This window comes from Pseudomonas sp. P8_241, assembly GCF_034008315.1.
In the GTDB taxonomy this organism is placed as follows: Bacteria; Pseudomonadota; Gammaproteobacteria; order Pseudomonadales; family Pseudomonadaceae; genus Aquipseudomonas.
In genome coordinates this window covers 4,948,386-4,960,000 of sequence record NZ_CP125377.1, presented here as the reverse complement: position 1 = coordinate 4,960,000, position 11,615 = coordinate 4,948,386, and the positions used below count along the sequence as shown (strand labels likewise).

The following is an 11,615-nucleotide window of genomic DNA, read 5'->3' as shown; positions in this document are numbered from 1 at the left end:
TAGTCTAACCTTCGGGAGGACGGTTACCACGGTGTGATTCATGACTGGGGTGAAGTCGTAACAAGGTAGCCGTAGGGGAACCTGCGGCTGGATCACCTCCTTAATCGACGACTCAGCTGCTCCATAAGTTCCCACACGAATTGCTTGATTCATTGAAGAAGACGAAAAGAAGCAGCCCGAAATTGGGTCTGTAGCTCAGTTGGTTAGAGCGCACCCCTGATAAGGGTGAGGTCGGCAGTTCGAATCTGCCCAGACCCACCAATTTTGTGTGGGAACCTGTAGAAATACGGGGCCATAGCTCAGCTGGGAGAGCGCCTGCCTTGCACGCAGGAGGTCAACGGTTCGATCCCGTTTGGCTCCACCACTAACTGCTTCTGATTGTGTAAAGCTTAGAAATGAGCATTCCATCGGTTCGATGGTGAATGTTGATTTCTAGTCTTTGACTAGTTCGTTCTTTAAAAATTTGGGTATGTGATAGAAAGATAGACTGAACGTTACTTTCACTGGTAACGGATCAGGCTAAGGTAAAATTTGTGAGTTCTCTTAGTTGAGAAATTCGAATTTTCGGCGAATGTCGTCTTCACAGTATAACCAGATTGCTTGGGGTTATATGGTCAAGTGAAGAAGCGCATACGGTGGATGCCTTGGCAGTCAGAGGCGATGAAAGACGTGGTAGCCTGCGAAAAGCTTCGGGGAGTCGGCAAACAGACTTTGATCCGGAGATGTCTGAATGGGGGAACCCAGCCATCATAAGATGGTTATCTTGTACTGAATACATAGGTGCAAGAGGCGAACCAGGGGAACTGAAACATCTAAGTACCCTGAGGAAAAGAAATCAACCGAGATTCCCTTAGTAGTGGCGAGCGAACGGGGACTAGCCCTTAAGTGGCTTTGAGATTAGCGGAACGCTCTGGAAAGTGCGGCCATAGTGGGTGATAGCCCTGTACGCGAAAATCTCTTGGTCATGAAATCGAGTAGGACGGAGCACGAGAAACTTTGTCTGAATATGGGGGGACCATCCTCCAAGGCTAAATACTACTGACTGACCGATAGTGAACTAGTACCGTGAGGGAAAGGCGAAAAGAACCCCGGAGAGGGGAGTGAAATAGATCCTGAAACCGTATGCGTACAAGCAGTGGGAGCCCACTTTGTTGGGTGACTGCGTACCTTTTGTATAATGGGTCAGCGACTTATTTTCAGTGGCGAGCTTAACCGAATAGGGGAGGCGTAGCGAAAGCGAGTCTTAATAGGGCGTCTAGTCGCTGGGAATAGACCCGAAACCGGGCGATCTATCCATGGGCAGGTTGAAGGTTGGGTAACACTAACTGGAGGACCGAACCGACTACCGTTGAAAAGTTAGCGGATGACCTGTGGATCGGAGTGAAAGGCTAATCAAGCTCGGAGATAGCTGGTTCTCCTCGAAAGCTATTTAGGTAGCGCCTCATGTATCACTGTAGGGGGTAGAGCACTGTTTCGGCTAGGGGGTCATCCCGACTTACCAAACCGATGCAAACTCCGAATACCTACAAGTGCCGAGCATGGGAGACACACGGCGGGTGCTAACGTCCGTCGTGAAAAGGGAAACAACCCAGACCGTCAGCTAAGGTCCCAAAGTTATGGTTAAGTGGGAAACGATGTGGGAAGGCTTAGACAGCTAGGAGGTTGGCTTAGAAGCAGCCACCCTTTAAAGAAAGCGTAATAGCTCACTAGTCGAGTCGGCCTGCGCGGAAGATGTAACGGGGCTCAAACCATACACCGAAGCTACGGGTATCATCTTAGGATGATGCGGTAGAGGAGCGTTCTGTAAGCCTGTGAAGGTGAGTTGAGAAGCTTGCTGGAGGTATCAGAAGTGCGAATGCTGACATGAGTAACGACAATGGGTGTGAAAAACACCCACGCCGAAAGACCAAGGTTTCCTGCGCAACGTTAATCGACGCAGGGTTAGTCGGTCCCTAAGGCGAGGCTGAAAAGCGTAGTCGATGGAAAACAGGTTAATATTCCTGTACTTCTGGTTATTGCGATGGAGGGACGGAGAAGGCTAGGCCAGCTTGGCGTTGGTTGTCCAAGTTTAAGGTGGTAGGCTGGAATCTTAGGTAAATCCGGGATTCTAAGGCCGAGAGCTGATGACGAGTGTTCTTTTAGAACACGAAGTGGTTGATGCCATGCTTCCAAGAAAAGCTTCTAAGCTTCAGGTAACCAGGAACCGTACCCCAAACCGACACAGGTGGTTGGGTAGAGAATACCAAGGCGCTTGAGAGAACTCGGGTGAAGGAACTAGGCAAAATGGCACCGTAACTTCGGGAGAAGGTGCGCCGGTGAGGGTGAAGCATTTACTGCGTAAGCCCACGCCGGTCGAAGATACCAGGCCGCTGCGACTGTTTATTAAAAACACAGCACTCTGCAAACACGAAAGTGGACGTATAGGGTGTGACGCCTGCCCGGTGCCGGAAGGTTAATTGATGGGGTTAGCTAACGCGAAGCTCTTGATCGAAGCCCCGGTAAACGGCGGCCGTAACTATAACGGTCCTAAGGTAGCGAAATTCCTTGTCGGGTAAGTTCCGACCTGCACGAATGGCGTAACGATGGCGGCGCTGTCTCCACCCGAGACTCAGTGAAATTGAAATCGCTGTGAAGATGCAGTGTATCCGCGGCTAGACGGAAAGACCCCGTGAACCTTTACTATAGCTTTGCACTGGACTTTGAATTTGCTTGTGTAGGATAGGTGGGAGGCTTTGAAGCGTGGACGCCAGTTCGCGTGGAGCCAACCTTGAAATACCACCCTGGCAACTTTGAGGTTCTAACTCAGGTCCGTTATCCGGATCGAGGACAGTGTATGGTGGGTAGTTTGACTGGGGCGGTCTCCTCCTAAAGAGTAACGGAGGAGTACGAAGGTGCGCTCAGACCGGTCGGAAATCGGTCGTAGAGTATAAAGGCAAAAGCGCGCTTGACTGCGAGACAGACACGTCGAGCAGGTACGAAAGTAGGTCTTAGTGATCCGGTGGTTCTGTATGGAAGGGCCATCGCTCAACGGATAAAAGGTACTCCGGGGATAACAGGCTGATACCGCCCAAGAGTTCATATCGACGGCGGTGTTTGGCACCTCGATGTCGGCTCATCACATCCTGGGGCTGAAGCCGGTCCCAAGGGTATGGCTGTTCGCCATTTAAAGTGGTACGCGAGCTGGGTTTAGAACGTCGTGAGACAGTTCGGTCCCTATCTGCCGTGGACGTTTGAGATTTGAGAGGGGCTGCTCCTAGTACGAGAGGACCGGAGTGGACGAACCTCTGGTGTTCCGGTTGTCACGCCAGTGGCATTGCCGGGTAGCTATGTTCGGAATAGATAACCGCTGAAAGCATCTAAGCGGGAAACTAGCCTCAAGATGAGATCTCACTGGGACCTTGAGTCCCCTGAAGGGCCGTCGAAGACTACGACGTTGATAGGTTGGGTGTGTAAGCGCTGTGAGGCGTTGAGCTAACCAATACTAATTGCCCGTGAGGCTTGACCATATAACACCCAAGCAATTTGAGTCGAAAGGCCAGATTGCGGTGTGTGAAGACGCAATGAACCGAAAGTTCGAAATACTCACAAAACACCAAGCTATCACATCCCCAATTTGCTGAAGCGCGGCCGACTGGCCACGATTCGGTACCCGAATTTCTTGACGACCATAGAGCATTGGAACCACCTGATCCCATCCCGAACTCAGCAGTGAAACGATGCATCGCCGATGGTAGTGTGGGGTTTCCCCATGTGAGAGTAGGTCATCGTCAAGATTAAATTCCGAAACCCCAATTGCGAAAGCAGTTGGGGTTTTGTTTGTTCGGTCGAAATACAGGGGCACGCCGTCTATCGTGCTCAGGGCAATTGTAAAAAAAATCACATCAACCTGATTCCGCGCTTTTGGTATCGTGCAGCGCTTTTTAACGGACTGAGTTTGCGCCCATGGATCGGCACACCTTTTCAAAGAGTTGCTGCACTAGTGCCTGAGCCGATCCCGATCAAAGACCACGAAAAAGAGTCACGCCTGGTCAACAAAAGACTGATGGCCTGCGCTCTGTTCGTCGTCGCTATTACCTGTGCGCTGGTGGTGCGCCTTTACGTCCTGCAAGTGGTTGAATTCGACTATCACTCCACGATTTCCGAAAACAACCGCGTCCACGTCCTGCCAATTACACCAACCCGTGGAATGATCTATGACCGCAATGGGGTCGTCCTCGCAGATAACCGACCCAGTTTCAACTTGACCATCACTCGCGAACGCGCCACCGATGTGAAAGCTGAGCTTGATGAGGTGGTCAGCCTCCTGCATTTGCCTCCGGAAGATCGCACGCTGTTCGACAAAGCCATGAAGCAGGCACGGCATCCATTTGTGCCCGTTACCCTGTTCTATGAGCTAAGCGAAGAACAGATCGCCGAACTGGCAGTAAACGAGTTCCGGTTGCCTGGACTCGATGTCGAGCCGCAGTTCGTTCGCCATTATCCGCTGGGAGAGCACTTCGCTCATTCGGTTGGCTACGTCGGGCGCATTAACGAGAAAGAATCCAAAGTACTGGATACGGTCGAATACCGGGGGACGCAATCCATCGGCAAGACCGGTATCGAAAAATTCTACGAGTCACAACTCCACGGTCATGTCGGTTACGAGGAAGTTGAAACCAATGCTCAGGGCCGCGTGTTGCGCGTGCTCAAGCACACGGACCCGGTTCCCGGCGAAAACATTGTCCTGAGTCTTGATATCAAGCTTCAGGAAGCCGCCGAACGAGCTCTGGATGGTCGTCGTGGCTCAGTCGTCGCACTCGATCCATCGACCGGTGAAGTGCTGGCTATGGTTAGCAACCCGAGTTTCGACCCCAACCTGTTCGTCACAGGCATCAGCTCAAGGGAATATTCGACGTTACGCGACTCTATCGACCGGCCGCTTTTCAATCGTGTGCTGCGTGGCCTGTATGCGCCGGGTTCAACCATCAAACCGGAAGTTGCAATCGCCGGGCTCGACGCCGGGATCGTCACGCCGCAAACCCGTGTGTTCGACCCAGGCTACTACCAGCTCCCTGATTTCGATCACAAGTACCGAAACTGGAACCACAGCGGCGACGGTTGGGTAGATATGGACGCAGCAATCATGCGTTCCAACGACACCTACTTCTACGATTTGGCGCACAAGCTCGGCATCGATCGCTTGCACGACTACATGGCCATGTTCGGTCTGGGCGAGAAAGTCTCCCTGGATATGTACGAAGAATCTCCCGGGCTGATGCCATCCCAAGCCTGGAAGCGCGCTACGCGTCGTCAGCCATGGTTCCCCGGCGAAACGGTGATCCTCGGTATTGGCCAAGGCTATATGCAGGTTACGCCGTTGCAACTCGCCCAAGCCACGGCGCTGATTGCCAACAAAGGCGTATGGAACCGACCGCACCTGGCCGTGACGGTCGACGGTGTCGCGCCGGTGGACGAACATCCGATACCCAATATCTTGCTCAAGGACCCGCGCGACTGGGAGCAAGTCAACCACGGCATGCAGATGGTGATGCACGATGCCCGCGGGATTGCCCGAGCAGCGGCGGCGGGGGCGCAATACCGTATTGCCGGCAAGAGCGGTACCGCGCAAGTGGTAGCGATCAAGCAGGGCGAGCGTTACAACCGTGCGAAAACCCTGGAGCGAAACCGCGACAATGCCTTGTTCGTCGGTTTCGCTCCGGCCGAACACCCGAAAATTGTCATCTCGGTGATGATCGAAAACGGCGAAGCCGGGGGCCGCGTCGCCGGTCCCGTTGTACGGCAGATCATGGACGCCTGGCTGCTCGATCAGGACGGTCACCTGAAACCGCAGTACGCTGCACCAGGCAAAGCGTCGGGTGACCCTCACGCCTAGAGCAAGCGCCGTAAGGCACTTGCCATTGCCCTGACGTTAACGTAAAGATTGCGGCAGGGCGCCTATTCACAAAGGCGCAGGGGCGGACGACCCGGAGCGCTTGATGACGCTAATAAAAACAAACCTACCCAAACTGCATCGCGAAGCCCGGTTGGCCCGGGAGAAACTTCACCTGGAAGGCGAAGTGCCTGACGGTGTCCTGCGCGCCGAAATCGATGCCTCATGGCGTCGTAGCCTCAGCCATGGCGTGCATTTCAATGCCAAGCATGAGCTTGCGCTGGAATCGAGTGCGAGCGTCGACGTACTGCTCGCGAGCAATCGCTTGTTGATCGACGCCGCGTTGCCCGCCATCGATTACCTGGCCGAGCGCCAGGGCAAGGAAGGGTTGATCATATTGGCTAACTCCGATGCCACGATTCTTGCGGTTGAAGGGCGCGCCGATCGTCTCAAGGGCAGTGGCCTGCAAGACATCACCCTCGGCGCTTGCTGGAGCGAGGCAGTACGCGGCACCAACGCTCTGGGCACCGCGCTGGTCGAAGCCCGACCAACCTTGATCGATTGTGGCGAACACTATCTGGATCGCCTGAGCGATTTTTCCTGTACCTCTGTACCGATCCATTGCCCCCAGGGCGATATCCTCGGCGTCCTCGACCTGACCCGCGAAGGACCATTGGGTCGTGCCCATGACAGTACCGCGCTCTTGGCCATGGCCGTCAGTCAGATCGAGAGTCGGGTGTTCAACGCCAGCTATCCCGATGAGATCGTCCTCGCTTTTCACAGTCGTCGTCAGTATCTCGAGTCTCCATGGCAAGGCCTGCTGGCAGTGAGCCTCGGCGGGCGGATTCTGGCGGTCAGTGCCCAGGCATGTCAGTTGCTCCATGCCGAGCGCTCGGCTCTGGTGGGCCGGCGCTGCGAAGAGTTTCTCGGTGTCGATGGCCTACAGTTACTGACCCGTTTGCATCAGGGCGGCGCTGGCAGCTTGCAAACCGCCAAAGGCGAGTTTTTCTACAAGACACTGCGTGCGCCACAGCGCTCGGTCAACGCCAACAGTCAGGCGCGCAACGTTGCGAAAACCGCGAAAACGCAACCAGATCTCGAATCGCTCGCCGGAAGTAATACCCGTTATGCCCGGGCTTTGCGCATGGCTCGCCAAGGCTTGGCCAACGCGCTTCCGGTGTTGCTGCTGGGTGAAACCGGCACCGGCAAAGAAGTCATCGCCCGCGCCCTGCACATGGCCGGCAGCCGTTGCGATAAACCCTTCGTCGCGGTGAACTGCGCAGCCATTCCCGAAGGCCTGATTGAGTCTGAACTGTTCGGCTACCGTGAAGGCGCGTTCACCGGCTCACGCCGTGGCGGCATGATCGGGCGCTTGCAACAGGCCCATGGTGGCACCTTGTTTCTCGATGAAATAGGCGACATGCCGCTGGCCTTGCAAGCTCGCCTGCTACGCGTTCTTCAGGATCGCAAAGTCGCGCCGCTGGGCGCCGGTGAAGAGCAGGACATCGACGTCGCGCTGATCTGCGCCACCCACCGTGACCTCAAGCGTCTGGTAGAGGAAAAACACTTTCGCGAAGACCTGTTCTACCGGGTCAACGGCATCAACGTGATACTTCCGGCGTTGCGCGAACGTGAGGATTTTGGCGCGCTGATCAGTCGCCTGCTCAGTAGTCTCGACGCGCCAACCGTAGTCCTGCACGACGACCTTGACCGTTTACTCGCCGCTTATCATTGGCCCGGTAATATCCGTCAGCTTGAGATGGTTTTGCGTACGGCGCTGGCCATGCGCGAGCCGGGGGAGGCTGTTCTGACCATCGACCATTTGCCCGACAGCATGCTTGACGAGTTGTCCGTCAGCGAACGGCCGCACTCCGGCAGCATTCGTGAAAATGAACTGGAAATGATTCGCCAGTCCCTCGACACGCATCAGGGCAATGTATCGGCCGCCGCAGACGCCTTGGGCATCAGCCGCGCGACGCTGTATCGCAAGCTTAAACAGTTGCGCTCATGATGCAGCGCCTGATCGTTCGGCTGATCGACAGCCAGAACCCCGAGGCCCTGCAAGCGGCGTTGCATTGGCTCTACAGTTTTGTCCGGCCCCATCGTCTGGCAATTGCCGGACTGCTGGGATTATCGGTTTGTGCTTCGGCGCTGGTGCTGGTGCAGCCATGGCTGACCAAGCTGTTGATCGATGACGGTCTGCTGGCACGCAACTTTCCGATGCTGGTTTTGATTGCCGGGTTGATGATTGTCGCCGGACTGCTGGGGACGGCGCTTTCGGGGATCAATCGCTACCTGCACACACGGCTGTCCGGGCGCATGCTGTTTGCGTTGCGCGATGATCTGTACCGGCATTTGCAGACCCTGTCGCCGAGCTTTTACGGCCAGCGGCGCATTGGCGACCTGATGTCGCGGCTCGATGGCGACGTCGCGGAGATTCAGCGCTTTGCCGTGGACTCTCTGTTTTCGGCGGTGTCCAGTGTGATCGGTCTGGTCGTAGCGGTGGCGATGCTGCTGACGTTGTCCTGGAAGTTGTCGCTGTTGGCACTGGTGTTGATTCCCCTCGATGTACTCTGGCTGCGCTGGATGCGACGCAAGGTCGAGCGCGATGTGCGGCAATTGCGCGAGCGCTCGGCGGACATGTCCTCGTTCATGGTCGAGACACTGCCGGTGATGAAATTCATTCAGTCTGCTGGCCAGCAACAGCGGGAAGCGCGGCGCCTTGAGACGCTAGGGCAGGGCTACATGAGCCAGTTGCTGCGCCTGCAGGTCACCGAATTTTTCACACAGGCCGTACCGGGCACCCTGACGTCGTTGTCGCGCGCCTGTGCATTTTTGATTGGCGGCTATTGGGTCGTGCAGGGCACTTGGCAGTTGGGTGCGTTGATCGCGTTTTCCACTTACCTGGGCATGGCCGTTGGGCCGGTTCAGAGTTTGCTCGGGCTCTACGTGGCCATTCAGCGGATGACCGTCAGCCTCGGCCGGGTCATGGAGTTGCGCGGTGAGCAACCGACAGTACTGACACCCGATGCACCCCGGCCAATACCGGCCTCTGGCGATCTCTGGTTCGACAACGTGCACTTCGCCCATCCGGGCCGGCAGTCGACGTTGCGCGGCATCGAAGCGCGAATTCCCTACGGTTTGAAAGTCGCCTTGAGCGGCGGCTCGGGTGTCGGCAAATCAACCCTGATCGATCTGCTGCAACGGCACCACGATCCGCAGTCCGGGCGAGTGCTTCTGGATGACGTCGACTTGCGTGAATTGGACTTGTTCCAACTGCGTCAGCGTATCGCCATCGTCAGTCAAGACATCGTGCTGTTTCGCGGCAGCCTCGCCGACAATCTGGCTTATGCCGTGCCGGACGCCAGTCGTGAATCGATAGCCGAAGTCGCGCGACTGGCTCAGCTGGACAGCCTGATCGCGTCCCTGCCTGAAGGGCTCGACAGCCCGTTGGGGGAGCGTGGTCAGCAGCTGTCCGGCGGGCAAAAACAGCGCATCGCGATTGCCCGGGCATTGTTGCAGGACCCTTTGATTCTGGTCCTCGACGAAGCCACCTCGGCGGTGGATGAAACCACCGAGCGCGAAGTCATCGAAGCCATCGACCGTTTGTTTGCCGGGCGTACGCGGATCCTGATCAGCCATCGTCCCTCGACACTGGCCGACGCCGATTTGCGCTTTGAATTGCTCGATGGCGTACTCACCTCGAAAACGGTGCTGCATGAAGCCTGAACTGCGTATTGGTGTGGTGGACAGCGGCCATTCGGCTGCACAGCGGGTGCAAGTGATCGCCGGACGACGGTTTTCACTTTTGAAGGACGCTCTGGCCGAAAGCGACTTGCGGGATGACCCGCTCGGGCACGGCAGCGCTGTGATCGAGGCCATCAGCCGGCGCGCACCCTCAGCGTTGTTTTGCGTGGCTCAAGTGTTCGATCAGCGCGGGGTCACCAGCGCGTTGCAGATCGCTACCGCGATCGACTGGCTGGTGGCGCAGGATGTGCGGCTGATCAATTTGAGCCTGGGGTTGCGCCAGGATCGCAGCCTGTTGCGCGCAGCCTGCGCGGCGGCCGTGGCGAAAGGCGTGCTGTTGTGTGCGTCGAGCCCTGCTCAGGGTGAAGGCGTGTTCCCCGCGAATTATGCGCAGGTGCTGCGGGTGACCGGCGACGCCCGTTGTGCCGAGCAGCAATGGTCATGGCTCAACAGTGCCCAGGCGGATTTCGCCGCGTGTGTGCACGGCACATATCCAGGGCAATCCGGTGCGAGCCTCGGTTGCGCAGCGTTGAGTGGACACATTGCGGGTTTCCTCGCTGCGCAACCTGACGCCAGCAACGCACAAGTCATCGACTGGTTGCAGCAGAACGCCGCCTATCGTGGCCCTGAACGGCGACTCGGGTCATGACCGCGATCGTCATTCTCGGCGCAGGACCCGCGGGTGCAGCGGTTGCGCTGGGGCTTCGGCGGCTTGGTTACAGCGTGACTTTGGTCAGTGAATGGCGCCGGTTTGCCGCGCTCGAAGGCGTATCTATCCGGGTGCTGGAGGCATTGCGTGGTGCGGGTTTTCATCATGCGCTGACGAACGCAGCTTTGCCGTCTCAGCGGCAGGTTTCGTGGAACGGCCGGCAACACGCACAGAATATCGAATACTTGCTGGATCGCCCCAGCTTTGACCGAGGACTGCGTGAGGATCTGCGCTTGGCCGGTGTCGAGCTCATCGAAGGCCGTGTGTTGTCGGTTCAATCTTGCGAACCTGGCCATCGAATCGAGATCGACGCTCGCGAGCCGCTGCTCACGAAGTTTCTGGTCGAAGCCCGTGGACGTCAGGCGCCCGCACTCGGCAAAGGCCTTCGAGGCCCGGAGACCGTCAGCCTGCTTAATCGCTGGCAAGGCTCGCCGGGCACCACGGCCAGCGCCGTTGAAAGCCTTGCAGACGGTTGGGCGTGGATGGCGCGGCGGGCCGACGGCCAGTGTTACTGGCAATGGACGGTGGACGTGGCCAGTGTGGGGTTGCCCGCCAAGGCGCAATTACTGGATTTTTGTCAGCAACGGCGTCAGGCGTCGTCCGTGGCGAGAGCGTTTTTTGGCAGCGACCCCCAGGTCCAATTGCAGCTGCATGCCCGCAGCAGTACGGCGATTCTGAGCCCTCAGGTGTGCGGCGATAACTGGATTCGTATTGGGGACGCAGCGATGGCTGTGGACCCGCTATCGGGCAACGGCATTTTTCAATCCCTGTCCTCGGCGTTGCAGGCGCCGGCGGTGATCAACACGCTGTTGCGCAAACCCGAGCGAGCGACGTTGGCCCAACGCTTTCATCAACAAAGGGTGGAACAGCTGTTTTTGCGATTCGCGCGCATCGGCCGTGATTTTTATGCGGATGAGCAACGATGGTTGGATCAACCCTTCTGGCAGGCACGACGGCAATGGCCGGATGCCGAGATCGCCCATGCCGAGGCAGATTTCAATGCGTTGAGGATCGAGCGGGCGCCGGTGTTGCGCGATGGTTTTGTCGATGAGGCCGAGGTGGTGATTACGGCGGATCAACCGTTGGGGATCTGGCATGTGCTGAGTGTTGAGTTGGCGCCGCTGGTTCGGGGGATGAAGCAAGGAGTGCCTGCGGAGCAGGTCCTGGCGGGCTTGACGCTGGAGCAGGGGAGGATGGTCAGGAGTTGGTTATTGGCGCAGGGGTTCAAACCCTGAGGCCAGTGGTTGTTGGGCTGGCCTCATCGCGAGCAGGCTCGCTCCTACAGGGTGA

General features: G+C 57.1%; 5 protein-coding genes, 2 tRNA genes and 3 rRNA genes (1 of these 10 only partly in view). All 10 read left to right on the top strand.

Going from position 1 to position 11,615, the window contains the following annotated elements:
* Positions 1-103, top strand: a 16S ribosomal RNA gene (locus QMK58_RS22080) (it extends 1,434 nt beyond the left edge of the window).
* 81 nt (positions 104-184) lie between these two features.
* Positions 185-261, top strand: a tRNA-Ile gene (locus tag QMK58_RS22075).
* Between the two features lie 27 nt (positions 262-288).
* A tRNA-Ala gene (locus QMK58_RS22070) sits at positions 289-364 on the top strand.
* A gap of 248 nt (positions 365-612) precedes the next feature.
* A 23S ribosomal RNA gene (locus QMK58_RS22065) occupies positions 613-3,506 on the top strand.
* 151 nt (positions 3,507-3,657) lie between these two features.
* Positions 3,658-3,773: ribosomal RNA gene (gene rrf, locus QMK58_RS22060) — 5S ribosomal RNA — on the top strand.
* Together the 16S, 23S and 5S rRNA genes with 2 tRNA genes alongside form the textbook arrangement of a ribosomal RNA operon.
* Positions 3,774-3,979: 206 nt before the next feature.
* Positions 3,980-5,872 (top strand): penicillin-binding protein 2, encoded by a 1,893-nt coding sequence (gene mrdA, locus QMK58_RS22055; RefSeq protein ID WP_320395446.1) that lies wholly within the window; start codon positions 3,980-3,982, stop codon positions 5,870-5,872.
* A gap of 103 nt (positions 5,873-5,975) precedes the next feature.
* Complete coding sequence (locus tag QMK58_RS22050; protein WP_320395445.1) at positions 5,976-7,880, top strand: sigma-54-dependent Fis family transcriptional regulator; 1,905 nt, start codon at positions 5,976-5,978, stop codon at positions 7,878-7,880.
* On the top strand, positions 7,880-9,598 hold the full coding sequence (locus QMK58_RS22045) for an ABC transporter ATP-binding protein (protein WP_053157103.1): 1,719 nt from the start codon (positions 7,880-7,882) through the stop codon (positions 9,596-9,598). The genes QMK58_RS22050 and QMK58_RS22045 overlap by 1 nt, the downstream gene beginning before the upstream one ends.
* A complete protein-coding gene (locus QMK58_RS22040) occupies positions 9,588-10,265 on the top strand; it encodes a S8 family serine peptidase (protein ID WP_053157106.1) in 678 nt (225 codons plus the stop codon). The genes QMK58_RS22045 and QMK58_RS22040 overlap by 11 nt, the downstream gene beginning before the upstream one ends.
* Positions 10,262-11,560 (top strand): NAD(P)/FAD-dependent oxidoreductase, encoded by a 1,299-nt coding sequence (locus tag QMK58_RS22035; protein WP_320395444.1) that lies wholly within the window; start codon positions 10,262-10,264, stop codon positions 11,558-11,560. Before QMK58_RS22040 ends, QMK58_RS22035 begins: the two co-directional genes overlap by 4 nt.
* The last annotated feature ends 55 nt before the right edge of the window (positions 11,561-11,615 follow it).

What these genes read in the sequence shown, in the direction of transcription:
- QMK58_RS22040 (WP_053157106.1), top strand. Translation starts at nt 9,588, where the DNA reads ATGAAGCCTGAACTGCGTATTGGTGTGGTGGACAGCGGCCATTCGGCT.
- QMK58_RS22050 (WP_320395445.1), top strand. Translation starts at nt 5,976, where the DNA reads ATGACGCTAATAAAAACAAACCTACCCAAACTGCATCGCGAAGCCCGG.
- QMK58_RS22035 (WP_320395444.1), top strand. Translation starts at nt 10,262, where the DNA reads ATGACCGCGATCGTCATTCTCGGCGCAGGACCCGCGGGTGCAGCGGTT.
- QMK58_RS22045 (WP_053157103.1), top strand. Translation starts at nt 7,880, where the DNA reads ATGCAGCGCCTGATCGTTCGGCTGATCGACAGCCAGAACCCCGAGGCC.